The 26,338-nt window shown below is 68.0% G+C and carries 22 protein-coding genes; 14 read left to right on the forward strand and 8 right to left on the reverse strand.

The window, feature by feature from the left end; translation table 11 throughout:
- Positions 1-93: 93 nt before the first annotated feature.
- On the reverse strand, positions 94-1,269 hold the full coding sequence (locus tag A5686_RS04775) for a YbhN family protein (RefSeq protein ID WP_067931646.1): 1,176 nt from the start codon (positions 1,267-1,269) through the stop codon (positions 94-96).
- 155 nt (positions 1,270-1,424) lie between these two features.
- Between A5686_RS04775 and A5686_RS04780 the strand changes: the two genes are divergently transcribed.
- Positions 1,425-2,573, forward strand: a complete 1,149-nt coding sequence (locus A5686_RS04780) for an AI-2E family transporter (RefSeq protein WP_067931648.1) — start codon at positions 1,425-1,427, stop codon at positions 2,571-2,573.
- A 37-nt stretch (positions 2,574-2,610) separates the two neighbouring features.
- Here A5686_RS04780 and A5686_RS04785 read toward each other — a convergent pair whose 3' ends face one another.
- Genes A5686_RS04785 through trmB form a run of 3 tightly spaced genes read right to left on the reverse strand, consistent with a single transcriptional unit; the run spans position 2,611 to position 7,078 of the window.
- A complete protein-coding gene (locus A5686_RS04785) occupies positions 2,611-5,523 on the reverse strand; it encodes an MMPL family transporter (protein WP_067931650.1) in 2,913 nt (970 codons plus the stop codon).
- 49 nt (positions 5,524-5,572) lie between these two features.
- The gene (locus A5686_RS04790; protein ID WP_067931652.1) at positions 5,573-6,286 is read right to left on the reverse strand and encodes an NYN domain-containing protein; all 714 of its coding nucleotides are present in this window, start codon (positions 6,284-6,286) and stop codon (positions 5,573-5,575) included.
- 15 nt (positions 6,287-6,301) lie between these two features.
- Positions 6,302-7,078, reverse strand: a complete 777-nt coding sequence (trmB, locus tag A5686_RS04795) for a tRNA (guanosine(46)-N7)-methyltransferase TrmB (RefSeq protein WP_197520479.1) — start codon at positions 7,076-7,078, stop codon at positions 6,302-6,304.
- A 193-nt stretch (positions 7,079-7,271) separates the two neighbouring features.
- On the opposite strand from trmB, the gene A5686_RS04800 reads away from it, so the two are divergent.
- From A5686_RS04800 to A5686_RS04810, 3 genes are all read left to right on the forward strand, one after another.
- Positions 7,272-8,375 (forward strand): hypothetical protein, encoded by a 1,104-nt coding sequence (locus A5686_RS04800; protein ID WP_067931655.1) that lies wholly within the window; start codon positions 7,272-7,274, stop codon positions 8,373-8,375.
- On the forward strand, positions 8,372-9,937 hold the full coding sequence (locus A5686_RS04805; protein ID WP_197520476.1) for a hypothetical protein: 1,566 nt from the start codon (positions 8,372-8,374) through the stop codon (positions 9,935-9,937). Before A5686_RS04800 ends, A5686_RS04805 begins: the two co-directional genes overlap by 4 nt.
- Positions 9,938-10,077: 140 nt before the next feature.
- Positions 10,078-11,907, forward strand: a complete 1,830-nt coding sequence (locus tag A5686_RS04810) for a phosphoenolpyruvate carboxykinase (GTP) (protein WP_067931659.1) — start codon at positions 10,078-10,080, stop codon at positions 11,905-11,907.
- A gap of 31 nt (positions 11,908-11,938) precedes the next feature.
- On the opposite strand, the gene soxR is transcribed toward A5686_RS04810, so the two are convergent.
- The gene (soxR, locus tag A5686_RS04815; RefSeq protein WP_067931661.1) at positions 11,939-12,400 is read right to left on the reverse strand and encodes a redox-sensitive transcriptional activator SoxR; all 462 of its coding nucleotides are present in this window, start codon (positions 12,398-12,400) and stop codon (positions 11,939-11,941) included.
- A 60-nt stretch (positions 12,401-12,460) separates the two neighbouring features.
- Here soxR and A5686_RS04820 point away from each other — a divergent pair, with 60 nt between their 5' ends.
- From A5686_RS04820 to A5686_RS04835, 4 genes are read left to right on the forward strand one after another with little or no spacing between them, the layout of a single operon-like run.
- On the forward strand, positions 12,461-13,177 hold the full coding sequence (locus tag A5686_RS04820) for an SDR family oxidoreductase (protein ID WP_067931663.1): 717 nt from the start codon (positions 12,461-12,463) through the stop codon (positions 13,175-13,177).
- Positions 13,174-14,235 (forward strand): S-adenosylmethionine:tRNA ribosyltransferase-isomerase, encoded by a 1,062-nt coding sequence (locus A5686_RS04825; protein WP_082947483.1) that lies wholly within the window; start codon positions 13,174-13,176, stop codon positions 14,233-14,235. Before A5686_RS04820 ends, A5686_RS04825 begins: the two co-directional genes overlap by 4 nt.
- Before the next feature lie 34 nt (positions 14,236-14,269).
- The gene (gene fadD4, locus A5686_RS04830; RefSeq protein WP_067931667.1) at positions 14,270-15,787 is read left to right on the forward strand and encodes a fatty-acid--CoA ligase FadD4; all 1,518 of its coding nucleotides are present in this window, start codon (positions 14,270-14,272) and stop codon (positions 15,785-15,787) included.
- Between the two features lie 3 nt (positions 15,788-15,790).
- Entirely contained in the window at positions 15,791-16,750 is a 960-nt protein-coding gene (locus A5686_RS04835; protein WP_067931669.1) for an enoyl-CoA hydratase/isomerase family protein, read from the forward strand.
- On the opposite strand, the gene A5686_RS04840 is transcribed toward A5686_RS04835, so the two are convergent.
- Positions 16,735-17,199: a CD225/dispanin family protein gene (locus A5686_RS04840; RefSeq protein WP_067931671.1), complete on the reverse strand. Its 465-nt coding sequence runs from the start codon at positions 17,197-17,199 to the stop codon at positions 16,735-16,737. The two genes, A5686_RS04835 and A5686_RS04840, sit on opposite strands and share 16 nt — an antisense overlap.
- Positions 17,200-17,329: 130 nt before the next feature.
- The gene (locus tag A5686_RS04845) at positions 17,330-18,472 is read right to left on the reverse strand and encodes an acyl-CoA dehydrogenase family protein (protein ID WP_067931808.1); all 1,143 of its coding nucleotides are present in this window, start codon (positions 18,470-18,472) and stop codon (positions 17,330-17,332) included.
- 145 nt (positions 18,473-18,617) lie between these two features.
- Here A5686_RS04845 and A5686_RS04850 point away from each other — a divergent pair, with 145 nt between their 5' ends.
- Genes A5686_RS04850 through A5686_RS04860 form a run of 3 tightly spaced genes read left to right on the forward strand, consistent with a single transcriptional unit; the run spans position 18,618 to position 22,152 of the window.
- Entirely contained in the window at positions 18,618-19,631 is a 1,014-nt protein-coding gene (locus tag A5686_RS04850; RefSeq protein ID WP_067931673.1) for a MaoC family dehydratase, read from the forward strand.
- A gap of 29 nt (positions 19,632-19,660) precedes the next feature.
- Positions 19,661-20,845 carry a CoA transferase gene (locus A5686_RS04855; protein ID WP_067931675.1) on the forward strand — a complete coding sequence of 395 codons (1,185 nt, stop codon included), beginning with the start codon at positions 19,661-19,663 and terminating at the stop codon, positions 20,843-20,845.
- On the forward strand, positions 20,839-22,152 hold the full coding sequence (locus tag A5686_RS04860; protein ID WP_067931677.1) for an amidohydrolase family protein: 1,314 nt from the start codon (positions 20,839-20,841) through the stop codon (positions 22,150-22,152). Before A5686_RS04855 ends, A5686_RS04860 begins: the two co-directional genes overlap by 7 nt.
- 6 nt (positions 22,153-22,158) lie before the next feature.
- Here A5686_RS04860 and A5686_RS04865 read toward each other — a convergent pair whose 3' ends face one another.
- The gene (locus tag A5686_RS04865; RefSeq protein ID WP_067931680.1) at positions 22,159-23,058 is read right to left on the reverse strand and encodes an alpha/beta hydrolase; all 900 of its coding nucleotides are present in this window, start codon (positions 23,056-23,058) and stop codon (positions 22,159-22,161) included.
- Positions 23,059-23,237: 179 nt separating this feature from the next.
- Here A5686_RS04865 and A5686_RS04870 point away from each other — a divergent pair, with 179 nt between their 5' ends.
- From A5686_RS04870 to A5686_RS04880, 3 genes are all read left to right on the forward strand, one after another.
- The gene (locus tag A5686_RS04870) at positions 23,238-23,966 is read left to right on the forward strand and encodes an alpha/beta fold hydrolase (RefSeq protein WP_082947486.1); all 729 of its coding nucleotides are present in this window, start codon (positions 23,238-23,240) and stop codon (positions 23,964-23,966) included.
- 322 nt (positions 23,967-24,288) lie between these two features.
- Positions 24,289-24,942, forward strand: a complete 654-nt coding sequence (locus A5686_RS04875) for an SAM-dependent methyltransferase (RefSeq protein ID WP_067931684.1) — start codon at positions 24,289-24,291, stop codon at positions 24,940-24,942.
- A gap of 168 nt (positions 24,943-25,110) precedes the next feature.
- On the forward strand, positions 25,111-26,316 hold the full coding sequence (locus A5686_RS04880; protein WP_067931686.1) for an alpha/beta hydrolase: 1,206 nt from the start codon (positions 25,111-25,113) through the stop codon (positions 26,314-26,316).
- Positions 26,317-26,338 lie beyond the last annotated feature (22 nt).

Consider the following 26,338-nt stretch of genomic DNA (forward strand, 5'->3'; position numbering starts at 1 on the left):
CGCGCTTGCGATCGCCACTAGGCCCGACGGTGGCGACCCGCTGCGCCCGGCTACGCCGCGCTTGCGATCGCCACTAGAGCGGGTCGTCGGCTTCTAGAGCGGGTCGTCGGCTTCCGGATTCCGGTCGGGCGGTACGGGTCCCTGCAGGGCGTTCTCGGTCGGATCGGCCGGAGGGTCGCCCTGTGGCGGCATGATCGGTAGCGGACCCGTGATCGGGTCCTCTTCGGAGTCGCCCAGGTTCTCGGTGCGGAACATGAAGAAGAACACCACCCAGCCGACCGCGGAGATGAGCAACCAACTGATCAACCGGTAGATCAGCATCGCCGAGATCGCGTTGGGCAGTGACATTCCGCTGGACACCAGGCCGGGGACCAGCACCGCCTCGACGATCAACAGGCCGCCGGGCATCAGCGGGATGGTGCCGACGGCGCGGGCGGCCGCGTAGGCGACCGTCAACCCGGCCACCGACGCGTGGTCCCCGGCGGCGTAGGCGGCGAACCCCAGGCAGGCGACGTCGGCGACCCAGTTGAACATCGACCAGCCGAATGCCACCCCCAGGTCGCGCCGGCCCAGGCTCACCGATTCCAGCTGCATCAGCGTCTCGCGCCACTTCTCCAGTCCGGTGTCGGCCGGCCTGCCGCGGACCGAGTTGATCCACGCCAACACCCGGCTGCCGATGCCGTCGATCAGCTCCGGTCGGGACGCGACGGCCTGGGCCAGCAGCAGCAATGCGACAAAGCCGCCGAGGGTGAACAGCAGCGAGAACGGGTTGTTCTTCGCGCCCAGCAGGAAAGCGCCGCCCAGGCCGAGCAAAGCCAAGCCCACCGCCTGCAGCACGCCCGACATCACCAACTGCCACGACGCCACCACGGTCGAGGCGCCCCAGAGCCGCTGCTGGCGGAAAAGGAAGGTGGCCGAGAGCACGGGTCCGCCGGGCAGCGTGGTGCTGAGCGAATTGGCTGCATAGAACGCGGCCTCGGAGCGCAACTGCTTGACGTGCACGCCGGCCGATTTGAGCAACGTGCGCTGGATCTGGGCAAAACTGTGCATCGACGCGGCCGCCGCCGCCGCCGAAGCCAGCAACCACCACCAGTTCGCCTCGTACATGCTCATCCAGGCTTTGGCCAGCTGATCCCAGCCCAGCGAAACCTCGACGGCAAGCACGATGGCTACCGCGCCGAGGATCACCCAGCGCACCCACCAGTACCTCCCCCGCGCAGTTTCTTCGCGCGGGAAGTCGAGATTGCGGGCGGGTGCGTCGTGCGGCACGTGATTTAGGGTAACGGTGCAGGTGGCGCAGCGATCGCTGCGGATGGCTTACCGTGTCGACGTCGTAACCGGATCGTGCCGACGCGACGGCCCCGAACGCGGGCACACGTCCGCGGTTACGTTTGACCCTGAACCGCGGCGGATAGGCTGGCCAAATGTCAGCAAACGTCGACGATGCTTCGGTCGAACCTCTTGTCCGCAAGACCGCAGCGTGGGCGTGGCGCTTGCTCGTCATTCTGGTCGCCGTGCTCGCCCTGTTGTGGGTGGTGAAAAAACTCGAAGTCATCGTCGTTCCGGTGCTGGTCGCACTGCTGCTGAGCGCGTTGCTGGTGCCGGTGGTCGACTGGCTGGACAAGCGGGGCCTGCCCCGCGGCGGTGCGGTGGCCCTGGTGTTGCTGGGCGGCTTCGCGATCCTGGGCGGCATACTGTCGTTCGTCATCCTGCAGTTCATCGACGGCCTGCCCGGCTTGACCGAACAGGTGACGAACAGCATCGAGTCGACACGCCGGTGGCTGACCCACGGGCCGGCGCATCTGCGCAACGAGCAGATCGACAACATGGGCAACGCCGCCATTGAGGCGTTGCACAACAATCAGGCGAAGCTGACCAGCGGCGCGCTTTCCACCGCGGCGACCGTCACCGAGCTGGTCACGGCGGCGGTGCTGGTGTTGTTCACGCTGATCTTTTTCCTCTACGGCGGGCGCAACATCTGGCAGTACGTCGTGCAGATCATCCCGCCGGATGTCCGTGGCCGGGTGCACGAAGCCGGTACTGCCGGATACGGGTCGCTGATCGGGTACGTGCGGGCCACGTTCCTGGTGGCCCTGACCGACGCGGCCGGGGTCGGCACGGGCCTGGCGATCATGGGCGTTCCGCTCGCGCTGCCGCTGGCATCACTGGTGTTTTTGGGTGCGTTCATCCCGCTGGTCGGTGCACTGATCTCGGGCCTGGTGGCCGTGGTGGTCGCGCTGCTGGCCAAGGGCTTCGTGTACGCACTGATCACGCTGGGCCTGCTGATTGCGGTCAACCAGATCGAGGCCCATCTACTGCAGCCGCTGGTGATGGGCCGTGCGGTCTCGATTCACCCGCTGGCGGTGGTGCTCGCCATCTCCACCGGCGGAGTGCTCGCCGGCATCGTCGGCGCCCTGCTGGCGGTTCCGACCGTGGCGTTCCTCAATAATGCGATCCAGGTGCTGTTGGCGCCCGATCCGTCCGCCGAGGCCGAGAAACAAACCGAGGACGCGGACGAGAAGAACGTCATCCTGCAGGCCGAGCCCGATCAACTCGAGGACGAATCCAGCTGAGCCCCAAAGTTTTTCGGCGCCTTTAAGGGGAGCCTCGTTACAGCCGGCCCTCGCGCCGCAGCAGATCCTGTGCGGACAGGCCGCCGCCGGAGCGTCGGCGTTGCCGTGACGCGTCGCCGTTCTCGCCCTGTTCGTGCGCGTTCACCTGCTCGGCGGGCGCGTTGGGGTCGCCGCTGTCCGGGCGCATTTTCGGCAGAGCGGTGGTGGGTTCGGCGGAGTCACCGGTGTCATCGGACCGGTCGCCGGGCACCGGGATGGCCCGCGTCTGATCGCCGGACGGGCGTGCCGCCGGACCCGGCGCCGGGGGGCGCGGGGCAGCCTGCGCTGCGGAGTTGGTGGGCGCGCGCATCTCGGCCGGGCGGTCATGGCCGGGCGTGCCCTGCGCGGAGAGGCGCGTCGTGCTGGCCTCGGTCGGCTGGTCGGGCCGCGCCGGATTGCGCGTGCTGCTCGGGCTTTCGCCTATCCCGGCGCGCATGGTCGCACCGCTCGGGGACGGTTCCCGCGCCGGCCGCGGCTCGGCCGGGCGGGCCGGCCGTGGGGGCTCCGGGGCGCCGGGATGGGTGGGGTCGTGCGGTGGCCGCGGGGCCGCCGCGACCAGGCTGGCGGCGACGGGCGGCCGCGCGGGCCGGCCGTTGAGCGTCGGCCGCTTGCGTTCATCGGGCAGGTCGATCTCACCGAGCCCGATCTTGTTCTGCAGGCGACGGGCCCAGCGCGGTGCCCACCAGCAGTCGTCGCCGAGCAGCTTCATCACGGAGGGCACCAGGAACATTCGGACGACGGTGGCGTCCAGCAGCAACGCGGCCATCAGACCGAAGGCCAGATATTTCATCAACACCAGATCGGAGAACACGAACGAGCCGGCGACCACCGCCAGCACCAGCGCGGCGGCCGTGATCAGGCGCCCAGTGGTCGCGGTGCCGATCCGGATTGCTTCCGCCGTCGACATGCCACGCTCGCGCGCCTCGACCATGCGAGAGACCAGGAACACCTCGTAGTCGGTAGCCAGACCGAAACCGACCGCGACGACCAGCGCGATCACCACCACCATCAGCGGGGTGGGCGTGAAGTTCAACACGTTCGACAAGTGCCCGTCGACGAAGATCCAGGTCAAGATGCCCATCGTCGAGCCAAGCGTCAACGCGCTCATCAACACCGCCTTGATCGGCAACACCACCGATCCGAACGCCAGGAACATCAACAGCATGGTGGCGCTGAGCAACAGGACCAGCATCAGCGGCGCCTTGTCGAACAGGCTGTGGATGCTGTCCTGTTCCAGGGCCGGCGTGCCGCCGACGTAAAGGTCCAACCCCTTCGGGGGATTCACCGCCCGCAGTTCGTTGATTTTCTTGGCGGCATCGTTCTTGTTGACCAACCCGTTTTGAATCACTCGTACCGAGCCGTCCTTCGGCACCGTCGTCCCGTTCGGGCCGGCGACGCAGGGGTTGCCGGCGATGGTCGGGCAGGCCCGTTCCTCCCACTGTTTGTCGGTGAACCCGCCGATCGAGGAAATGCGGTTGCGGATGTCGGCGACCTGCTGGTCGGTTACCTTGCTGCCGTTGGTGCTCTGGATCACCATCGTCAACTGTTCGGTCCGGTAGCCGGGGAAGAGCTTGTCGAAGTGCTCCTGGGCCATGCGCACCGTGTTGTCCGGCGGCAGATACTTCTCGCTCATGCCGCCGAAAGACAGATTGCCCAGCGGAATCACCAGCAGGATCATGCCGACGGCGATCGGGATGGCGAACGCCAACGGGCGCTTCATCACCCAGTTGACGAGCTTGCCCCAGAAGCCGGCCTCGACCTCTTCGCGGGTCTTGGTCTTCTGCAGCCGGTCGGCCAGCCAGTTCAGATAGGCCCGCGAGTACTTCCAGTTCCGTAGGAACGGCACCCGGAACGCCGTACGCACGCCCAGCGCGTCCACGTGGCGGCCAAGGATGCCCAGGCAGGCGGGCAGGAACGTGATGGACAGCAACGCCGCCAGGCCCACCGCGGCGAAGATTGCGTAGGTCAACGAATGCACGAAGCCCTGCGGTAACACCAACAGGCTGGCGCTGGACGCGATGATCAGCACCGCCGAAAACGTCACGGTGCGCCCGGCGGTCATCACGGTTCTTCGCACCGCGGCCTCGGTGTCGTAGCCCTCGGCTATCTCTTCCCGGAACCGGCTCACCACGAAAAGCCCGTAGTCGATGGCGATACCCAGGCCGATCAGCGAGACCACCGGCTGGGCGAAGAAGTGCACCGGCCCGAACACGGCGACCAACCGCAGGATGCCCAGCGAGCCCGCGATGCTCAGGCCGCCCACGATGGCGGGCAGGCCGGCGGCGACGGCGCCCCCGAAGACCAGGAACAGGACCACTGCGACCAGCGGCACCGCGAGGACCTCCATGCGGCGTTGGTCGGTCGCGATCGTGCCTGTCAGGGCGTTGGCGATCGGCTCGAGCCCGGCCAGCTGCACCGTGCCCCCGTCGAGCTTCTGCAGATCCGGCTGGATGGCCTTGTAGTTGTTGAGGATGCTGTCGTCGTCATTGCCCTTCAGCGGGATGGACACGAAGGTGTGCTTCCTGTCCTCGCTGACCATCCCCTTGATGACCGGGTTGGTGCTGTCCGGCGCCGCCAGCCAGCCCGCCCAGCCGACGACCTGGTCGGGGTGGTCGGTCTTGAACTTGTTGAGTTCGCCGACGAGCTTGGCGCGCCACGCCGCGTCATCGGCCGTTTTTCCGTCGGGAGCGGTGAAGGTGGCCACGATGTGGCTGGTGCGATCACGGCCGTACGTCTGGTCGCCCAGCACCGAGGCTTTAACGGATTGGCTGCCGTCGTCGTAGAAGCCACTCTGTGTAACATGCTTGCCCAGGCTGACCCCGAAGACGCCGCCCAACAGACACAGAGCTGCCGTGACCCCGATCACGATGTACCGGTATCGGTACACAGTTCGACCCCACCAGGCGAACACGCAAGCTCCTTACTGGATCGTTAACGACCCGCGCATTGGTTTTCCAGTGTCACACACGCGCGGTCAGCAGCGCGGAGAGCGGCCGGAACGGCTGCAGCCACGCACCCTGGTCAGGCAGCGAATCTAGGCCGATCCGCGGCAACGGTTCCCGGAAGACTCCAGCGATGTCCTCCAGATCAACGAAGTCCAAGGTATCCGACGCTAGCGCCCAACTCGCATGTTCGCGAAATCCGATCACCTGAACGCTGACCCCGGTGCGTGCAATGTCTTCCAAAGGTTGACGGAACGCCTGACCGTCGGCGGAAGCCACCACCAGCGCCGCTAACCCTTCGGTCCGCCGCAATTCGATATGGGCCAGCATGTCGCGGTCGACGTCGCTGTCCTCGTCGATCTTCGGCTTGGCGAACACCGCAAATCCCACGTTTCGGAGCGCGTCCACCCAGGGCCGGACGACGTCGGCGCTGCCCGGGGCGATGTTGGTGAAGACGGTGGCCTCGGGTTCCACGACGACGCCGGGGCGATTGGCGCTGACCTCGGCCGTGCGCGACAACAGCCAACGCCCCAGGGCGTCGAACCGCGGGCGTTCCAGGGCCGTCGGGCGGCGGCCCAGGATGGAGCCCAGGCCCATGTCGAGGTTCGGCGCATCCCAGACCAGCAACACGCGTCCGCCCGGGGGAGAGAAGTCGCCCAGCTCGTCACCGGTCAGCACCGCCGGGGGCGCTACCGGTTCTGCCCTTGCCGCGGTCTCTTCGGTCAGGCTCATCTCATCGCCTACCCATCATCTAAGCCAAATGAATTCGGTGACGTCGCTGCCCGCTTCCTGAGCCTTCGTCTCGTACTTGGTGGTGGGGCGCACGATCGAGATCGGCAGCGCGGTGTCTGGACCGGCCGGGCGCAGCCGGGGTTCACCCGCGCCGACCTGAGCGATGTGGTCGGCGTAGCCGGCGTGGTCGGTCGCAACGTGCAGGACACCACCAGGGAGTAGCCGGTCGGCTATCAAGCCAATCGTGCCGGGCTGCAGGAACCGGCGTTTGTGGTGCCGGGCTTTGGGCCACGGATCGGGAAAGAAGACGCGAACCCCGGTCAGCGAACCCGGGGCGATGAGCCGCAGGACGTCGAGGGCGTTGCCGCGGATCAGCCGGATGTTGCTCACGTGGTCGCGGTCGATCGCGCACAGCAGCTGTGCCAGCCCGCGGCGGTAGATTTCCACCGCGACCACGTCGACATGGGGCTCGTCCTTCGCCATGGCTAGGGTGGAAGACCCACTGCCGCAACCGATTTCGAGCACGAGGGGGGCCGGTCGCCCGAACCATCCGGGGAGATCCAGCGGGGGTTCGGGGCGGTCGGATTCCTCGGTTGCGGCGCCCACCGACAGGCCGAGTTCGGGCCAGCGCCGCTCCCAGGTCTGGCGCTGTGCATCGGACAGCGCCGAGCGTCGCGATCGGAACGCCGTTGCCGGGAAATAGCGCTGGTCGGGGCGGTCCGAGTCCCCGGTCGGCGTGTCGGCAGCCATCGCCACCCCGCGCTGCGCATGCATTTGTCCATGGTGGCCTATAAACCTGGGATGTAGCCGCCCCTGGTCCGGATTGATACCCAACAGTTGCCTTCAACTGGTAACTGATTAACGGTGGCTCGCTTCTTGGTGACGCGGATGCCACCATTCGGTGGGACCGCTTGGCCCCGACGCCGCATGTGTTGGCGACAGCGCGGGCCGGGTACGGGGGTCATCCAGACCGAACAGGCGGGATATGAGGGCACAAGGACACCCAACTTTCGTCGACGAGCTGGCACGCTTTGCCGCCGGCCACGTCGACCCGCGCGTGACGGCGATTGCGGAGCGATCCGCCGCGCCCCTGCGCGTGGTTGTGCGCGGCCGTCGGGGGGTCGGCTGCCGCACCGTGCGCCGCGCGCTGGCCGCCGCGGGACGCGCCGCGGGGATCGCGGTTGCCGACCCGGTGACGGACCGCGGTGTCGACGCGGTTGTCTACGTGATCACGGAGGTGGTCAAGCCCGAGGACACCCAGGCGATCGCCGACGTCTCAGAGGCCGGGCGCCCGGTGCTGGCGGTGCTGAACAAAGCAGATTTGGCGGGCTCCCTGTCCGGCCGTGGCGTTGACGGCCCGATCGCGGCCGCGCGCGCGAGGTGCACGGAACTCTCGGCGCTGGTCGGCGTGCCCATGGAACCGATGATCGGTCTGCTCGCGGTCGCCGCGCTCGACGACCTGGACAGCAGCCAGTGGACGGCGCTTTCCACGCTGGCCGCGCACCCCGCTGGCACGGCGTGTTTCGAAGGATCCTTCGCCGGATTTCTGGCCGCTGATGCCCCGGTGCCGGCGGACGTGCGGCGGCGCCTACTGGACACCCTCGACCTGTTCGGCACCGCGCTGGCGGTCGCCGCGTTCCGGCAGGGCCGGACCCCGGCCCAGGTGCTGACCCTGCTGCAGCGGATGAGCGGCATCGACGGCGTCCTGGTCAGAATCGGCGCGCTGGGCGCCGAGGCCCGCTATCAGCGGGTGCTGGACGCCGTGGCCGAACTCGAGGCGCTGGCCGCGGGCGGCGGCAGGCTCGGCGAGCGCATCAGCGGATTCCTGTCCCGCGACGAGACCGTGTTCGCCCGGATGGCGGCCGCCGTGGACTTGGCCGAGGCGGCCGGCCTGGAGCCGGCTGACCGCAAGGCCGCCCTCGACGCGCATCGAGACCCATCCGCGCACCTGCCGCGGGCGGTGCGGTGGCAGCGCTACAGCCGCGCGTCGGCCAGCGAACTGCACCGCGCCTGCGGCGCCGACATCGCGCGCGGATCGCTGCGGCTGTGGTCCCAGGCCTGCGCGTCGCTGCCGGGGGAATCCTGGTGAGCGCCGAACCAAGCCAGGATCCCGCCGCCGAGGTGGACGCGCTGGTGGCGGCGGCCGGCCCCGGGCTGGATCCGCCCGCGATTCAGCGCCGCGACGTGGTGCTGGTGACCGGCCCGTGGATGGCCGGGGTCACCGCGGTGGCGGACGCCCTGCGTGAGCGGCTGCCGCAGCACGAATTCGTGGAGTCGACGGACCTGGGCCCCGGTGAGGTGCCGGTGGCCGTGGTGTTCGTCGTGTCCGCGGCGGCGAACCTGACGCCCTCGGACTGTGCGCTGCTGGACGCCGCGACCGAACACACCGACGCGGTCGTCGGGGTGGTGTCCAAGATCGACGTGCATCTCAACTGGCGGGACATCGTCGCCGCCAACCGCGAGTCGCTGGGTGCGCACGCGTCCCGCTACGGCCGGGCGTCCTGGGTGGGCGCGGCGGCTTTGCCCGACCTCGGTGACCCGGACGTCGACGATTTGGTCGAAGCCGTGACGGCGCTGCTCGATGACCCCGACCTCGCGCGCCGAAACAGGTTGCGGGCGTGGGAAGCCCGGCTGCAGACGGCGGCGCGCCGGTTTGACCGCGAGGTCGAGGGGTCGGGCCGGCGGGCCCGGGTTGAGGCGCTACGCGAGGAGCGCAGCACCGCGTTGCAGCGGCGGCGTCAGGAGAAAAGCGAGCGGACCATCACGCTGCGCGGTCAAATCCAGCAGGCGCGGGTCGCCCTGTCGCACTCCGCGCGCAACCGGTGTGCTGCGGCGCGCACCGAATTGCAGGAACACGCGGCGGGCTTGGCCCGGCGCGAAATGTCCGGCTTCGAGGCGCACGCCCGCCGGCGGCTGGATGCGGTGGTGGCCGAGGTCGGCGAAGGCACCGACACGCAATTGGCGGAAGTGGCGCAGGCGGTGAGCGTGCCGATGGAGTTGCCACCGCTCGACCAGCTGCCGGAGGTCAAAGTTTCGCCCCCGCCGCTGAAATCACGCCGACAGGAAACCTGGCTGATGATCGTGCTGGGCGTTGGGTTCGGGCTGGGTGTCGCGCTGACGCTGAGCCGGCTGATGAGCGGCCTAACCTCGCGGCTGAACCCCGCGCTGGCCGTGGCCGCGGCCCTGGCATGCGTGGCGATCTCGGTGGCACTCACCTTCATGGTGATCAACATTCGTGCGCTGCTGCACGACCGGGCGCTGCTGGACCGTTGGGCGGGCGACGTCACATCATCGCTGCAGTCGGTCGTCGAGGAGCTGGTGGCCACCCGGGTGCTGGTTGCCGAATCGGTGTTGAGCAAGGCGCTGCTGGCTCAGGATGAGGCCGAGAACGCCCAGGTGTCGGCGTCGGTCGGCGTCATCGACACCGAACTGCGCGAGCACGCCCTGGCCGCCGCGCGGGCCGCGGCGGCTAGGGATCGAGACATGCCCGCGGTGACGGCGGCCCTGGCGGCCGTACGTGCAGAACTGGAAGAACCGGGTAACCGAAAAGAGGAAAGTCACTGCGACGACGTCGGCGGTGACGAGGCCGAGAAACCCGCATCGAGGAGCGCAGATGATGACCCGTCAGGATCTTCTGAATCGTTGTTGTGAGAAGGCTTATACCTGCCCGAGGCTTCCCCGACAAGATCCTCACGATAACCTGTAGTTAACGCCACCAATTCCTTAATTGTGTGGGCGAGAGCATAGCGAGCGACACCAGCCCGATACGCAGACGAATTCAGGAGAGTTCGATGACCTCAGCGACCATTCCCGGTTTGGACACAGCACCCACGAACCACCAGGGCCTGCTGTCATGGGTGCAGGAGGTCGCCGAGCTCACCCAGCCCGACCGGGTGGTTTTCGCTGACGGCTCCGACGAGGAGTTCAATCGGCTGGCCACCCAACTGGTCGAGGCCGGCACCTTGAAGAAGCTCAACGAGAAGAAACACCCCAACTCCTACCTGGCGCTGTCCGACCCGTCCGACGTGGCGCGGGTGGAGTCGCGGACCTTCATCTGCACCGAGCAGGAGAGCGGTGCCGGGCCGACGAACAACTGGATGGACCCCTCCGAGATGCGGTCCATCCTGACCGACCTGTACCGCGGCTGCATGCGCGGCCGCACGATGTGGGTGGTGCCGTTCTGCATGGGCCCGCTCGGTGCCGACGACCCGAAGCTGGGTGTGGAGATCACCGACTCCGAGTACGTCGTCATCTCGATGAAGGTGATGACCCGGATGGGCAAAGCCGCCCTGGAGAAGATGGGCGACGACGGATTTTTCGTCAAGGCGCTGCATTCGGTGGGCGCGCCGCTGGAGCCGGGCCAGAAGGACGTGCCGTGGCCGTGCAACGACACCAAGTACATCACCCACTTCCCGGAGACCCGCGAGATCATGAGCTACGGCTCGGGCTACGGCGGTAACGCACTGCTGGGCAAGAAGTGCTACTCGCTGCGGATCGCCTCGGCGATGGCCCACGACGAGGGCTGGCTCGCCGAGCACATGCTGATCCTCAAGCTGATCTCCCCGGAGGACAAGGCCTACTACTTCGCCGCGGCGTTCCCGTCGGCGTGCGGCAAGACCAACCTCGCCATGCTGCAGCCGACGATCCCGGGCTGGCGCGCCGAGACCCTCGGTGACGACATCGCCTGGATGCGGTTCGGCAAGGACGGACGCCTGTACGCGGTCAACCCCGAGTTCGGTTTCTTCGGCGTCGCGCCGGGCACCAACTGGAAGTCGAATCCCAACGCGATGCGCACCATCGAAGCCGGCAACACCGTCTTCACCAACGTGGCGCTCACCGACGACAACGACGTGTGGTGGGAGGGCTTGGAGGGCGAGCCGGATCACCTGATCGACTGGAAGGGCAACGACTGGGTCTTGCGCGAAACGGATACCAAAGCGGCGCACCCCAATTCGCGTTACTGCACCCCGATGTCCCAGTGCCCCATCTTGGCGCCGGAGTGGGACGACCCGCAGGGTGTGCCGATCTCCGGAATCCTGTTCGGCGCGCGTCGTAAGACGACGGTGCCGCTGGTGACGCAGGCCCGCGACTGGCAGCACGGCGTGTTCATGGGTGCCACCATGGGCAGCGAGCAGACCGCCGCCGCCGAGGGCAAGGTCGGCACCGTGCGCCGCGACCCAATGGCCATGCTGCCGTTCCTGGGTTACCACGTCGGCGACTACTTCCAGCACTGGCTCGACCTGGGCAAGAACGCCGACGAGTCCAAGCTGCCCAAGGTGTTCTTCGTCAACTGGTTCCGCCGCGGCGACAAGGGTGAGTTCCTGTGGCCGGGCTTCGGCGAGAACAGCCGGGTGCTCAAGTGGATCGTGGACCGCATCGAGCACCGGGCCGGCGGCCAGGACACGCCGATCGGCATCGTGCCGACCGTCGATGACCTGGACCTGGACGGGCTGGACGTGGACGGCGGTGACGTCGCCAAGGCGCTGAGGGTCGACCCGGCCGAGTGGCGCGAGGAACTGCCCTTGATCGAAGAGTGGTTCGAGTTCATCGGCGACAAGTTGCCCACCGGTGTCCGCGACGAGTTCGAGGCGCTCAAGCAGCGGCTGTCCGAAGCGGGCTGATCCCCGCGCGCGGTGGGGAAGACCTCAGCCGCTAATCGCCCTGCCGCCGTAGCGATCTCGGCAGGTACATTGCTCCCGCTCCGGCGTTGGCCGCCAGGTCGCCCGGGTTGGAGATGGCGCAACGCTTCAGCGACAGGCAACCGCAGCCGATGCACGAGTCCAGGTTGTCGCGCAGCGCGATCAACCCGGCGATCTGATCATCGAGGCGCGCGCGCCAGGTTTTGGACAGCCGGCTCCAGTCGGCGCGGGTCGGGGTGCGGCCGTCCGGAAGTGTGGCGAGTGCGTCGGCGATCTCATCGAGGCGTAGGCCGACGTTGCGGGCCGCCTTGATGAAGGCCAGGCGTCGCAGCATCTGCCGCTCGAAGCGGCGCTGGCCACCGGCGGTCCGGGTCGCCGTGATCAGGGCCTGGCTCTCATAGAACCGGATCGCCGATGCCGCGAAGCCGCTGCGCTTTGCTATCTCACTGACGGTGAACAAGTCTCGCTTATCCATTGGGGCCTTCTCGAATTCGGGACTTGACTTAAAGTTTACTTCAACTATCAGTATGGGGGGATGACTCAATCCAAACAGCAACCCGTCGCGATTGTCACCGGCGCCTCGCGCGGCTTCGGAAAGGCGGTTACCGCCGCCCTGCTCGACCGCGGTTGGACCGTCGTCGGCGATGCCCGCCGCACATCTGAACTGAAATCAACTGTCCGAAAACTGAATTCAAGGAATTTCATCGCGCTGCCCGGCGACGTCACCGACGCAGCACACCGTGCCGAGTTGGTCGCGGTGGCACGCACTGCCGGGCCACTTGGCCTCCTGGTGAACAACGCCAGTCAGCTGGGGCCCAGCCCGCAACCGGTCCTCGCCGAGTATTCGGCGAGCGATTTGTGGATGGTGTACCAGACGAACCTGTTCGCGCCGCTGGCCCTGATCCAGGCGACACTGCCTGCGCTCGCCGGCAACGCCGGCTTGATCGTCAACCTGACCTCCGACGCCGCCGTCGAACCGTATCCCGGCTGGGGCGGGTATGGCTCGTCGAAGGCCGCACTCGACCAACTCTCGGCCGTCCTCGCCGCCGAGGCGCCCGCCGTCGCGGTGTACGCCTTCGACCCCGGTGACATGCGCACAGAGATGCACCAGGCCGCCTTCCCGGGCGAGGACATCTTCGACCGCGCCGAGCCGGAGTCCGTCGTGCCGGCCTTGCTGCGATTGCTGGACACGCGCCCGGCGTCGGGGCGCTACCGGGCCGTCGAACTGTCGTTATCTGGAGCGCCGCGATGACTATGACGGCTCCGCGCACCCGTTTCCGCCGCGCCCCGGGCTCCGATGCCATCGAGCCGCCCGAAGCACACGGCATCGCCCGCGATGCCGTCAAGCTGCTGGTAGCTCGCCCCGACGGCGTCAGCCACGCCCGCTTCGCCGACCTTGGCGATCACCTGCGACCGGGCGATCTGCTGGTGGTGAACAACTCCGCCACCATGCCCGCCGCGGTAAACGGCCACCGCGACGGCTGGCCCGTCGCAGTGCACTTCTCGACCCGGCGAGCCGACAGGAGCTGGGTGGTGGAACTGCGGCCCGCGGGGGCCGCGGCCGGACACCTCCCGGACGTCCGGCCGGGCGAACGTATCGAACTGCCAGGCGGCGGCGCGCTGATCGTCGAGGCGTCCTACCCCCAAACTGGGATCAGCGGCGCGCGGCTGTGGACCGCGCGGCTGATTCTCGAGGGTGACGTCGCGTCGTACCTGGCCCGGCACGGCCGGCCCATCCGGTACTCCTATGTGCCACGGTCGTGGCCGTTGCGCTACTACCAGACGGTCTTCGCCAGGCAACCCGGTAGCGCCGAAATGCCGAGTGCAGCAAGACCATTCAGTACAGAACTAGTCACCGCCCTGGTGGCTGCGGGCGTCGCGATCGCACCGATCACGCTGCATGCGGGGGTGTCGTCGGCCGAAGCGGGCGAGCCACCGACCCCCGAGCCCTTCGCCGTGCCGGCCGCGACCGCGCGACTGGTGAACTTGACGCGCGCGACCGACGGACGGGTGATCGCGGTGGGAACGACGGTGACGCGCGCTCTGGAGTCCGCCGCCACCGCGGACGGCGTGGTGCGGCAGGTGGACGGCTGGACGCACCTGGTGCTAGGGCCCGATCGCCCGTGCCGGGTGGTCGACGGCCTCATCACCGGATGGCATGACGCCGGCGCCTCGCACCTGTTGTTGCTGGAGGCGGTCGCCGGTCCGGAGCTGGTCGCCAGAGCGTATCGCGAAGCGATGGAACACGGCTACCTGTGGCATGAATTCGGCGACAGCGCGCTCCTACTGCCCGTGCCGGCGACCACTTAACACCCGTCAAGTTTGGCGGCGGTACAGTCTGCGCATGCAGATCCGCCCCTATATCGGCGCCGACAAACCTGCTGTCATCCTGTACCCGTCCGGAACGGTCGTCACCTTCGACGACCTCGAAGCGCGTGCCAATCGGCTGGCGCACCGGTTCCGCGCGGCGGGCCTGCGCGAGGGCGACACCGTTGCCATCCTGATGGAGAACAACGAGCACATCCACGCGGTGATGTGGGCGGCTCGTCGTAGCGGTTTGTACTACGTGCCTATCAACACCCATCTGACCGCAACAGAGGCGGCCTACATCATCGACAACAGCAGCGCCAAGGCCATCATCGGCTCGGCGGCGCTGCGCGACACCCTCGCCGGGTTGGCCGATCATCTGCCGAGCGGACTACCTGAGCTGCTGCTGATCGCCGACGGCGACCTGCCGGGCTGGGAGCGATACCCGGAATGCGTTGCCGGACAGCCCGATACCCCGATCGATGACGAGATCGAGGGCGACCTGCTGCAGTACTCCTCGGGCACCACCGGCCGGCCCAAGGGCATCAAACGCGAATTGCCGCACGTGCCACCGGCCGAGGCGCCCGGCATGATGTCCGCACTCGTCGGTTTCTGGATGGAGCCCGACTCGATCTACCTCAGCCCCGCGCCGCTGTACCACACGGCGCCGTCGGTGTGGTCGATGAGCGCGCAGGCCGGCGGCATCACCACGGTGGTGATGGAGAAGTTCGACGCCGAAGGCTGCCTGGACGTCATCCAGCGCCACCGAGTCACGCACGGCCAGTTTGTCCCGGCGATGTTCACCCGCATGCTGAAACTGCCTGACCACGTCCGCCATTCGTATGACCTGTCCAGCCTGCAGCGGGTGATGCACGCGGCGGCTCCATGCCCGGTGGAGATCAAGAAGCAGATGATCGACTGGTGGGGGCCGATCATCGACGAGTACTACGCGTCCTCGGAAGCACACGGGTCGACGCTGATCACCGCCGAGGATTGGCTGGCGCACCCGGGTTCGGTGGGCAAACCCATGGGGGGAGCCGTGCACATCCTCGACGAGCACGGCAACGAGCTGCCTCCCGGGCAGGCCGGCGAGATCTACTTCGAGGGCGGTTATTCGTTCGAATACCTCAACGATCCAACGAAAACCGCCTCGTCGCGCGACAAGCACGGCTGGGCCACGGTCGGGGACATCGGCTATCTGGACGACGAGGGTTATCTGTACCTGACCGACCGGCGTCACCACATGATCATTTCGGGCGGGGTGAACATCTACCCACAGGAAGCCGAGAACCTCCTGGTCACCCATCCAAAGGTGCTGGACGCCGCGGTCTTCGGGGTGCCCGACGACGAGATGGGCCAGCGCGTCGTGGCGGCCGTGCAGACCGTCGATGCGGCCGACGCCAGCGACGACTTCGCCGAGGAGTTGACGGTGTGGCTACGAGAACGCTTGGCGCACTACAAATGCCCGCGATCCATCGCGTTCGAAGCCCAGCTGCCGCGCACCGACACCGGCAAGCTCTACAAGAACGGGCTGATCGAGAAGTACTCGGTGTGACCGATGCTCGAGGTGGTCGACCTGTCGAAGGCGCCGCAGGACGGCCCGGTGTTCCCGTCCCAAGTGATCGTCGCCTTCGGCTCGGCCGCTGACATCGCCAAGGCCGGATTCTGGCTTGACGCAGCAACTTTCACGCTGACGGAGGATCGCTGCGCGGACCGGCGTGTGGTCACCGTCGACTCGGTGCCGGCAACCGTGGCGGAACTGACGGCCCGCTGTCAACTCTGGCCGCACGCCAGCGGTATCTGTGACGACGTGTTGCGCGCGGTGGATCCGCAAGGCTCGACGCTGTCCGGGGTGGTCACCGAGTCGTTGGCGTACTCGACCCTGCAGGCCGGCCCGGAGTTCGCGCAGTGGTTACGCGAGCGCGGCCCGGTCCGCATGCCCGAGATTCCCGACCCCGTGCGGGCAACCCGCGACGGCGACGTCGTGCGTATCGCGTTCAACCGGCCGCAACGGCACAACGCATTCTCCACCGATGCGCGCGCGGCGCTGTTGGAGGCGCTGACCGTTGCGCAGCTGGACCCATCGGTCACCGGCATCGTGTTGAGCGGCAACGGTCCGTCGTTCTGCAGCGGTGGGGACCTGGCCGAGTTCGGCACCTTCACCGATCCGGCGAGCGCGCACCTGGCCCGCACCCGCTACAGCCCCGCCCTGGCGCTCGACGCGCTGGCCGCCAGGCTCGGCCGCGCGTGCCGGGCGGAGGTGCACGGCAGGGTGGTGGGCAGCGGACTGGAGATGGCGGCGTTTTGCGGGTGGGTCACCGCCCGCGACGATGCGATGTTCGGGCTGCCCGAGCTGGCATTGGGGTTGCTCCCCGGAGCCGGCGGCACCGTCAGCGTCACGCGGCGGATAGGTCGTTGGCGCACAGCGTATCTCGTATTGTCCGGTCGCACCGTCGACGCGCATACCGCGCTGGCGTGGGGGCTGGTGGACGAGGCCCGAGGTCAGAATCCGGAATAGGTGGTGGTGGTCGTGGACGGGATGGAAGACACGATCGCTGCGAACATTGCGAACCACAGCACGACGCCGATCACCGCGGCGGCGGCGCCCACGACCGCGCCGATGATGACCCACTTCTTGGCATTGTTGGACGCCTCGTATGCCTCGGCGTACCGGCCCTGGGCCCACAACCCGGACACCTTGTTGGAGTAGACGATCGACACGATCCCGAACGGCAGGCAGCACAACACCGTGCACAAGATCGCCCAGACCAGATAGTTGTCGGGCTCCTGCATCCCCGGCTGCGGCGGCCATCCGGCGGGTGGTGGCTGGCCCTGCCATCCCGGGGGCTGCTGGGCCTGCCACCCGGCCGGCTGCTGGCCCTGCCACTCCGGTTGTTGGCCTTGCCATTCCGGTCGTTGCCCCGGCCATTCTGGTGAACCTCCGGGTGGCACGGGAGGATAACTCATGGCGGCCGCCTTTCCCTGTGATTCCCGCGGCTGGCGAACAGCTGTACTTCCATACCGGTTTGCCCGCCGGAGAAGTCAGGTAAATATACTCCCAAACTTCGTTCTCGGGCCGTAGGATTGGCGGTTTGGCTCAGATTCCGCCGCGCGTCACCAGTTGCCGGGCAATCACATTTCGCTGGATTTCGTTGGTGCCCTCACCCACGATCATCAGCGGTGCGTCCCGGAAGTAGCGTTCGACGTCATACTCGGTGGAATAGCCGTAGCCGCCGTGGATTCGCACCGCATTCAGCGCGATCTCCATGGCGACCTCGGAGGCAAACAATTTCGCCATCCCGGCTTCCATGTCGCAGCGTTCGCCGCTGTCGTACCGCTCGGCGGCATATCGGGTGAGCTGGCGGGCCGCGGTGAGTTTGGTCGCCATGTCGGCGAGATAATTACCGATCGACTGGTGCTGCCAGATTGGCCGGCCGAAGCTTTCGCGCTGCTGGGCGTAGGCCAGCGCGTCCTCGAGCGCCGCGGTGCCGACACCCAGCGCGCGGGCGGCCACCTGGATGCGCCCCGTCTCGAGGCCCTTCATCATCTGTGAAAAGCCCTCGCCCGCAACGCCTCCCAGCAATGCCGTCGAAGGCACCCGGAAGTTGTCGAACGACAGCTCGCAGGACTCGACCCCCTTGTAACCCAACTTCGGCAGGTCCCGCGACACCGTCAGGCCCGGCCCATGCTCGACGAGCACGATCGAGATGCCCTTATGCCGCGGTTGGGCATCCGGGTCGGTCTTGCACAGCAGCGCGATCAGTCCGGAACGGCGCGCGTTGCTGATCCAGGTCTTGGATCCGTTGATCACCAGCCCGTCGGAGCCGGGCAGCGCGGTGGTGGTCAGGTTCTGCAGATCCGAGCCCCCGCCGGGCTCGGTGAGCGCCATGGTGGCGCGCACCTCTCCGCTGGCCATCCGCGGGAGGTAGTCGCGCTTCTGGTCCTCGGTGCCGAACAGGGTCAGCAGTTTGGCGACCACGGTGTGCCCGCCCATCGCACCGGCCAGGCTCATCCAGCCGCGCGCCAGTTCCTCGGTGACTCGCACATAGCACGGCATGGACACCGGCGACCCGCCGTACTCCTCCGGGACGGCCAAGCCGTAGATGCCTATCCTCTTCATCTGTTCGATCCACGCCTCGGGGTAGGTGTTGGCGTGCTCGACCTCGCGAATGCGCGGTTTGACGTCGCGGTCGATGAACGCCCGCACCGTGGCCACCAGCATCTCTTCTTCGTCGTTCAGTTCCCTGCTCACCCGCGATCACCCGATCCCATTTGCGCCGAACGTCGACTTGATGTGCGAAATCCCGCGGAATGGCGCCAACAAGTCGACGGTGGGTCGATGCCGAATTGACCCTCGATTCCACAGCCTGCCAGCATGGGTCGTTGTGACGAGTGACGGGTATGCGGGGATTCGCCCGGGGGGGCCCTACTTCGACGACCTCTCGGTGGGGCAGGTGTTCGACTGGGCGCCGTCGATGACGCTGTCGTCGGGGTTGGCGGGCGCCCACCAGGCGATCGTGGGCGACCGGCTGCGTCTGGCGCTGGACGCCGACCTGTGCGGGGCGGTGACGGGCCTGCCGGCGCCGCTGGCCCATCCGGGGCTGGTGTGCGACGTGGCGATCGGGCAGTCGACGCTGGTGACCCAGCGGGTCAAGGCCAACCTGTTCTATCGCGGCCTGGTGTTTCACCGGTTCCCGGTGATCGGCGATTCCCTCTACACCCGCACCGAGGTGGTTGGGCTGCGGTCGAATTCGCCCAAGCCGGGGCGGGCGCCGACGGGGCTGGCGGCGCTGCGGATGATCACGATCGACCAGGCCGATCAGCTGGTGCTCGACTTCTATCGGTGCGGCATGCTGCCCGCCAGCCCGGATTTCACGCCCGATGGGTCAGTGCCGCACGACGACCTGTCCTCCGTCGGCGCCGATGTGCCCGGCCCGGCTCACGATCCGACCGCGCAGTGGGACCCTGACGTGTTCCGCGACAAGGTGCCCGGCCCGCACTTCGATTCCGGCCTGGCGGGTTCGGTGTTGCACAGCACCGCCGACGTGGTCACTGGCGCTGCCGAACTCGCCAGGCTGACTTTGAATATTGCTGCCACGCATCATGACTCGCGAGTAGGCGGGCGACGCTTGGTGTACGGCGGACATACCATCGGGCTGGCATTGGCGCAGGCCAGTAGGTTGCTGCCCAATCTGGTGACGGTGTTGAACTGGCAATCCTGCGACCACACCGGACCCGTGCACGAGGGCGACACCCTGTATAGCGAGCTGCACATCGAATCCGCCGAGCCGACCGATCACGGCGGCGTGCTGGGGCTGCGGTCGCTGGTGTATGCCGTCGGCGACACCGAGCCAGACCGTCCGGTGCTCGACTGGCGGTTTCACGCGCTGCAGTTCTGACGCGTGTGTGCCACGCGCACAATGGGGACGTGAGCTCGGCCGCCACCAACTGGGGAAGCAGCGGGCTGGCCTACTTGACCGGGCCGCCCGACGGTCCCGCCGACTTCTCCCGCGCCAACGTGTTGACCCGCGCGCGCGAGGTCGCCACGGTGATCGGGGGCCGACTGGGTATCGACGTCGACGCGGCGAGCCTGCTGACCGGGCGGGCCGCATTGCTGGGGCTGACCCGCGGCGGTCGGGTGTCAGCAGGCGGCGCCACCCGCCTGCTCGGCGCCCACGATGGCTTCTGCGCCCTCACCCTCTCTCGTGCCGACGACCTCGACGCCGTCCCGGCGCTGCTGCGGGCCGACGGCGTGGCCGCCGACCCGTGGCCGGTGCTGCAGGGGTGGGCCGCCACCCGTCCGGTGGCCGAGATCGTCGAGCGGGCGGGCCTGCTCGACGTTCCGGTGGCGGGCCTGGGCGAGGCCGCACCCGCGCCGCCGCGAATAAGCGTGACAGCATCGCGTTCGGCGCCGCGCGCGCCGCGGGGTCTGCTGGTGGCAGACCTGTCCTCGATGTGGGCGGGACCGCTGTGTGGGCAGCTGCTGGCCCGCGCCGGAGCGATCGTCGTCAAGGTCGAAAGCCCGCGCCGCCCGGACGGTACCCGCGCCGGTAACCGGGCCTTCTTCGATTGGATAAACGACGGAAAGCTCTGTTACAGCGTCGATTTCGACAGCCATGCCGACGACTTGCGTGAACTGCTCGCGGTCAGCGACATCGTCATCGAGGGCTCGCGCCCGGCGGCACTGACGCGGCGCGGGCTCGGGCCTGAGGACATCACGCCGCGCGCAGGCCGAATCTGGTTGCAAATCACCGGATATGACGGACAACGGCCGGGATTCGGTGACGACACTGCGGTGGCCGGCGGCCTGGTCGGCACCAGCAGTGATGGGCCGGTGTTCTGTGGTGACGCCATCGCTGACCCGTTGACCGGTCTTCAGGCAACGCTCGCGGTGGCCGAATCCCTGGGCCGCGGTGGCGGCGAGTTGATCGGCGTATCCATGGCCGGGGTCGCCGCGACGTACGCGACCCTGCCGGTCGAGCCGTCGGCATCGCCGGTGCCGGCGTCGAAACCATCGGCTCCGCCGCCGGCATCGCGTGCGGCGCCCGCGCCGGGCGACGACAACGCGGCGGTGCGCCACCTGGTGAGCCAAAGGCGGGTGCCCTCATGCTGATTCAGCGGGCAACCCTGCTGGACGGGTCCACAGCGGACATCCGGGTGGGCGCGCTGATCGAGGAGATGGCGCCGCCCGGAGCGGGTTTGGTGGCCCGGGCCGGGGAGGGGGTGCTGTACGCGGGCGGCGGCACGGTCCTGCCCGGGCTGCACGACCACCATGTGCACTTGCGCTCCGCGGCCTCGGCGCTGGATTCGTTCTTCGTCGGGCCGCCCGGGGTCAGCAGCGCATCGCAGCTCACCCAATTGCTTGCCAACGCCACCCCGGGACCCGACGGCTGGATTCGAGCCGTGGGTTATCACGATTCGGTTGCCGGAGAACTCGATCGGGGCGCCCTCGACGCCATCGTTCCCCACGTTCCGGTGCGCATCCAGCACCGCAGCGGGGCGCTGTGGATCCTCAATTCCGAGGCCCTGGGCCGCGTCGGCCTGGCCGAACATCCCGATGGTCGGCTTCGCAGCGCCGACCGCGGCTGGTCGCTGGCGCTGCAGCAGCGCGAAACCGATCTAGCCGAACTGAGCCGGCAGATCACCGCGACCGGAGTCACCGGCGTCACCGACGCGACCCCCGATCTCGATGTCGACGACATCGAGTCGCTGACGACGGCTCACCGGCGCGGCGAGTTCCGGCCGCGACTGAATTTCTTGTCGCCGGGCAAGAAGATCCTGCACGACGACCGCCTGGATCTCGAGGCGCTCACGGAATGGATTGCGCGCCAACACGACAGTGGGCAACCGGTCGCCGTGCACTGTGTGACCCCGGCGCAGCTGGTGGTGACCATTGCGGCGCTGCGCGCGGCCGGCGGCCATCCGCAAGACCGCATCGAACACGCCGCCGTCGTGCCCGACGACAACCTGGGCGACCTCGCCGAACTCGGGATCACGGTGGTGACGCAGCCCAACTTCGTCGCCGAGCGCGGTGATCAGTACCTCGTCGACGTTCCCGTTGACGAACACGACCAGCTGTGGCGCGTCGCATCCCTGTGCGACGCGGCGGTGCCGGTCGCGTTGTCGACCGACATGCCGTTCGGGCACGGCGACCCCTGGACGGCGATGCGCGCCGCGGTACACCGCACCACGCCGCAGGGCGCCGTGCTGGGCGCACGCGAATGTGTTTCGGCGCGAAAGGCTTTGACGATGTTTCTGGGTCGGGCCGATCAGCCCGGCCAGACGCGCACGGTGGATGTCGGGCAGCCGGGGGACCTGTGCGTGCTCAGCGAGCCACCGGCTACGGCGCTGGCCGACCTGGACGCCGGGCTGGTTGCGGCCACCGTCATCGGCGGTGAGCTGGTGTACTTCGCGATGTGAGCCGTATCAGTCGGCGGGGGTAAACGCCGCCCGAAGGCTGTCACATCGGCTGTCGAAAAGTTGCCGGGACACTTGGGCTTTCGGCAAGACCAGGTCGAAGCCGTGGAAAGCACCTGGAATGATTTCGACCTGGCACGGCACCCCCGCGGCGCGAAGGCGTTCGGCGTAGGCCAGGTCTTCGTCGTGGAACAAGTCGTGCGTGCCCACGCCGATCCAGGCCGGCGGCAATCCGCTGAGGTCGTTGCGGCGCCCGGGGACGGCGCCCTCGGGGTCGGCGTTGCCCAGATATGCCGACCAGCCGAACTGATTGCTGCGGTTGTCCCACAGCCGGTAGTTCGCACTGGGCGTGGTGGCCGAACTGCGGTCATCCAGCATGGGATAGGTCAGCAGCTGGAACGCCGGGCTCACCTCGGCGCGATCGCGGGCCAGCAGGGCCAGGGCCGCCGCGAGCCCACCGCCGGCGCTGGCGCCGCCGATGGCTATGCGGTAGCGGTCCACCGAGGGCAGCCCGGCCAGCCAGGTCAGCGCCGCGTAGCAGTCTTCCAGCGGTGCGGGATACGGATGTTCGGGCGCCAGGCGGTATTCCACCGATGCGACGGTGATGCCCAGCCGCCTGCTGAACCCGCTGCAGAGCCGGTCGTCCTGTCGGGCGGTGCCGAACACGTAGCCGCCGCCGTGGATCCACAGCAGCGCGGGTGTGGCCTCGGTGGCACCGGCGGGCCGGAACAGCCGGACGCCGACGCCGGAGTCGAGCGTGATCACCTCGACGCCGGCGACGGGCTTGTGGAGGCGTCCCTGCCATGCGACCCCCACCCGCGTCATCGGCAGGGTCCGGGGGCTGACGAGCCGTCGAGGAGCGATGCGGGCGAATCGCCGCAGGTCAGGGTGAACATCGTTGTTCCTCACCGGACTAGTATCACCGACGCGAACAATCAAGGGACGGCGACGGGTGGCCTGCCGCATGCGCTACGACTTCAGGAGGCAGCGTGACCGCCGACAATCCCCGGCTGGCGTCGCGGTTGGTCGACACGGCCCTCGGGGCGATCCGGGTTCAGGTGAGTCCGGGGACCGGGCCCGCCGTCCTGATGTGGCCCAGCCTGTTGATGACCGGCGGTTTGTGGGCGGGTCAGGCCGCGCGTTTCGGCGACACCAACCGCCTAGTACTCATCGATCCACCCGGCCACGGGGGCAGCGCACCGCTGCGCGCGATGTTCAGTTTCACCGACTGCGCGCGCTGCGTCGTCGACCTGCTGGACGGCCTCGGCATCGACAGCGCGCACTTCGTCGGCAACTCGTGGGGCGGGATGATCGGCGGCACCTTCGCCGCCCTTTACCCCGACCGCCTCAACCGAGCGGTACTGATGAATTGCACAGCATCGAAAGCCGGTGTCGCGCAAAAGATGCAGTATGCGGCCATGGTGTGGTTGGCGACCGCGCTGGGCGGAATCCGGCCGCCGCTGACACGCTCGGCCGTCCGCGCCTTCTTGGGGCCGACGACGCTGCGCACCCGCCCGGACGTGGTGGATACCGTGCGGACCAACCTGCGATCGGTGAACGTGGATTCGGTCCGCTGGGCGGTGCGCAGCGTGGTTTCGATGCGGCCGGACCAGCACGACCTGCTGGGTCGCATCACGTCCCCGGTGCTCGTGGTCGCCGGCGCAGAGGACGCCACTTTTCCGGCGGCCGAAACTCGCGCGATGGCCGACTCCATCGCGGGGGCGTGCTTCACCGTCCTCGACGGGGTCGCGCACCTCGCGGCGCTGGAAGATCCCGCGCGGGTGAACGAGCTGCTGGACGCCTTCTTGTTTGGTTGAATCAACCGGCCTGCCAGGGCCACCGATGTGGCGAAAACCCCTGCAGGAACGCAGCATTGCAACGCCGCCAATACGCCGGTGACCACGTAGTCCACCTCCGGCCGCTTCCGGTGGGTGAACCGCGCCGGGTGCTGCAACGTAGCCGCGGGGAGGAGCTAGAACGACAGCTGGATTAGCCGAGCCACGATCGGGGTATCGGAGCAATGCTGACGCACGTGCTTGCCGTCAGCTTGTTGGGGTTAGCCGGTACGTCGCCGCAACGTCCCGCACGGGACCGAGCGCCGGTGCACCGCCCGATCGGCCAGGACGCGAAGGACGTGAAATGCTTGGGCAACTTTACGATCGGGCACTCGGCGGCGAGCGATGTTGGATACGTCATGACGACGGGGAACTGCGACCCCTGCCGGCGCACAAATGGTCGGGTGTGCGATGTCCCGGTGATGGATCTGGTGACACCTTCGACGAAGTCTTCGATGAAGCTGTCACGCAGATGTGCACCGGGCCGACAATCGAGCTGGGCTGCGGCCCAGGCCGGTTGGTGGCGAGGCTGATTCAGCGGGGCATTCCCGCGCTCGGCATCGACCGGTCCGCGACCGCGATCCAGCTGGCGGGTCGCGGCGGTGCACCGGCCCTGTTGGGCGATGTGTTCGAGCCCTTGCCGGGAACGGGCCTGTGGCAGACGGTTCTGCTGGTCGATGGCAATGTCGGGCTCGGCGGGGATCCGCGACGAATTCTCGGGCGCGCCTTCGAGCTGTTGGCCCGCGGTGGACGTTGCATTGCCGAATTCGAAGCCGAAGCCATCGGCATCTGTTCGCGATGGGTCCGGCTGGAAGCGGCCGGCGAGGTCGGCCCCTGGTTTCGCTGGGCATCCGTCGGGGTGGACAGCGCTGCCGCGCTGGCCGCGCAGGTGGGGCTGACGCTGACCAGCGTCCGCTTGGTCGGCGGACGGGTGATCGCCGACCTGACGGCCAGGTAAGCGTGTCGTACACAGCAAAAGTTGCAGGCTGCGGCGGAGGGCGAAAAGCTATCTGAGCAGTGTAAAAATCGCCTCCGGCGAGCACACCGGGCAAAGCGTTTTACCCGTCACCGCGCGTTGGACGAAAACGTCAGTTTGTGAACAGTCGTGAGGGGTACAGTCCCCTGCATGACGGTGCGTGGACCGGGCATGACCGATTGCGTGAAATGGCTGCTGCGGGCCCGTCCCGGTGACTATGCGCTGGCGTTGAGTGTGGCGGGGGCTTCGCTGCCCGTGGTCGGCAAGCATCTCGAGCCCCTGGGTGGTTTGACCGCCATGGGTGTCTGGGGTGCCCGGCACGCACCGGAGGCGATCTCCGCGGCGACCAGGGACTGGTTCCAGCCGGGAATCAACGACGTCCGCCGCCGCGATCGGGAGAGCACCCGGCAGGTGTCCCTCGCCGCGTTGCGTGGGGTCGTGTCGGCAGCGGATCTCGAGATGGACTGGCCCGTCGCGGAAAAGACACCGCCGATTTGGGACGGCCTGCGCCAGCGCCGTTATGTCTATCGCCGCGCGGTGCACTACGGCGACCACCCCGATCAGGTGCTCGACGTCTGGCGGCGCAAAGACCTGCCCGCACAACCCGCTCCGGTCCTCATCTTCCTGCCGGGCGGCGCTTGGGTGCACGGCAAGTGCATGGGCCAGGGATCGGCGCTCATGTCACGGCTCGCCGAGCAGGGCTGGGTATGCCTGGCGGTCAACTACCGCGTCGCGCCGCACCACCGCTGGCCGCGTCACATCATCGACGTCAAAACCGCCATCGCGTGGGCGCGTGCCAACGTCGACAAGTTCGGCGGCGACCGCGATTTCGTTGCGATAGCCGGATGCTCGGCCGGGGGCCACCTATGCGCGCTGGCCGGGTTGACGCCCGACGACCCGCAGTTCCGGGCGAAGCTGCCGGAGGGCGCCGACACCTCGGTGGACGCCGTCGTGGGGATCTACGGCCGCTACGACTGGGAGGACCGCTCGACACCGGAGCGCGAGCGGTTCGTCGAGTTCTTGGAGCGCGTCGTGGTGAAGAAGTCGATCGCCCGGCGGCCCGAAATCTTCCGCGACGCGTCCCCGATCGCGCGCGTGCACCGCAACGCGCCGCCCTTCCTGGTCATTCATGGCAGCAAAGACAGCGTGATCCCCGTCGGACAGGCACGCAGCTTCGTCGAACGGCTCCGGGCGGTGTCGCATTCGATGGTCGGCTACCTCGAATTTCCCGGCGCCGGCCACGGATATGACCTCATCGACGGCGAGCGAGCCGGCGCCGCCGCGCACGTCTCATCGCTGTTCCTCAACCACATCTACCGCACCAAGACGCGGGTCGGAGCAAAAGAGGTCATCTGAACCGCCGCCGCTGAGTATGGTC

Source organism: Mycobacterium sp. E2479 (assembly GCF_001667925.1).
GTDB lineage: Bacteria > Actinomycetota > Actinomycetes > Mycobacteriales > Mycobacteriaceae > Mycobacterium.

What these genes read in the sequence shown, in the direction of transcription:
- A5686_RS04870 (WP_082947486.1), top strand. Translation starts at nt 23,238, where the DNA reads ATGTGGCCCAGCCTGTTGATGACCGGCGGTTTGTGGGCGGGTCAGGCC.
- A5686_RS04780 (WP_067931648.1), top strand. Translation starts at nt 1,425, where the DNA reads ATGTCAGCAAACGTCGACGATGCTTCGGTCGAACCTCTTGTCCGCAAG.
- A5686_RS04800 (WP_067931655.1), top strand. Translation starts at nt 7,272, where the DNA reads ATGAGGGCACAAGGACACCCAACTTTCGTCGACGAGCTGGCACGCTTT.
- A5686_RS04860 (WP_067931677.1), top strand. Translation starts at nt 20,839, where the DNA reads ATGCTGATTCAGCGGGCAACCCTGCTGGACGGGTCCACAGCGGACATC.
- A5686_RS04880 (WP_067931686.1), top strand. Translation starts at nt 25,111, where the DNA reads ATGACGGTGCGTGGACCGGGCATGACCGATTGCGTGAAATGGCTGCTG.
- soxR (WP_067931661.1), bottom strand. Translation starts at nt 12,400, where the DNA reads ATGGATAAGCGAGACTTGTTCACCGTCAGTGAGATAGCAAAGCGCAGC.
- A5686_RS04790 (WP_067931652.1), bottom strand. Translation starts at nt 6,286, where the DNA reads ATGAGCCTGACCGAAGAGACCGCGGCAAGGGCAGAACCGGTAGCGCCC.
- A5686_RS04835 (WP_067931669.1), top strand. Translation starts at nt 15,791, where the DNA reads ATGCTCGAGGTGGTCGACCTGTCGAAGGCGCCGCAGGACGGCCCGGTG.
- A5686_RS04810 (WP_067931659.1), top strand. Translation starts at nt 10,078, where the DNA reads ATGACCTCAGCGACCATTCCCGGTTTGGACACAGCACCCACGAACCAC.
- A5686_RS04820 (WP_067931663.1), top strand. Translation starts at nt 12,461, where the DNA reads ATGACTCAATCCAAACAGCAACCCGTCGCGATTGTCACCGGCGCCTCG.
- A5686_RS04875 (WP_067931684.1), top strand. Translation starts at nt 24,289, where the DNA reads ATGCTTGGGCAACTTTACGATCGGGCACTCGGCGGCGAGCGATGTTGG.
- fadD4 (WP_067931667.1), top strand. Translation starts at nt 14,270, where the DNA reads ATGCAGATCCGCCCCTATATCGGCGCCGACAAACCTGCTGTCATCCTG.
- A5686_RS04840 (WP_067931671.1), bottom strand. Translation starts at nt 17,199, where the DNA reads ATGAGTTATCCTCCCGTGCCACCCGGAGGTTCACCAGAATGGCCGGGG.
- A5686_RS04825 (WP_082947483.1), top strand. Translation starts at nt 13,174, where the DNA reads ATGACTATGACGGCTCCGCGCACCCGTTTCCGCCGCGCCCCGGGCTCC.